The organism is Streptomyces alkaliphilus, from assembly GCF_014141535.1.
In the GTDB taxonomy this organism is placed as follows: domain Bacteria; phylum Actinomycetota; class Actinomycetes; order Streptomycetales; family Streptomycetaceae; genus Streptomyces; species Streptomyces alkaliphilus.
Genome location: NZ_VKHT01001643.1, coordinates 1 through 572, shown reverse-complemented (window position 1 = coordinate 572; position 572 = coordinate 1). Strand labels below are relative to the sequence as shown.

Annotated in this window: 1 pseudogene; it reads right to left on the bottom strand. The window is 77.6% G+C overall.

The annotated features are described in order from the left end of the window. Positions 1–484: pseudogene (locus tag FNQ90_RS26115) on the bottom strand (hypothetical protein); the annotation flags it as partial. Between the last annotated feature and the right edge of the window lie 88 nt (positions 485–572).

Genomic DNA, 572 nt, shown 5'->3' with positions numbered 1-572 from the left:
AAGAGACAGGGCCCGTCGGATGTCCGGGGCCGGTCGGGGGGAACGGGCCGGTCGGCGGAGTGACGAAGCCCGGCGCGCCCGTTCCCGTGTCCGCCCCGGCCACCGGCGGGACGTGCGGCGGTTGCTGTGCGGGGCCCGACCGCAGGAGCGCGTCCGCCACCGTCCGGGCGTCGTTCCGGTCCAGGTGGGTCACCTCCAGCGTGGGTGCTCCGGCGGGCCCGGCCGTCCGCACCAGCAGAGCGGTGTGCAACAGGCCCGCCTGCTGCCGGACCTCCGCGATCGCCTCGCGGGGGATCGGGAGCTCCGAGGGCGCGCCCCACCGGTGGGACAGCAGGATCAGCCGCCGGTCGGTGACCACCGCGAGGGTCTCGATCCGCTCGTGCCGTCCCAGGGCGACCGCCACCACCTCCTCGGCCTCCCCGGTGACCGCCGCCAGGTGCCGCAGGTACGGCTCGACGCCCTTGCGGGTACGCGCCCCCCACACGGCCCGGACGATGTCGTCCCGGGCGCCGGGCGCCGGCCCGGGGGTACCGGAGGATCCGGGGGTACCGGCCGGGGCGGAAGGCGCGATG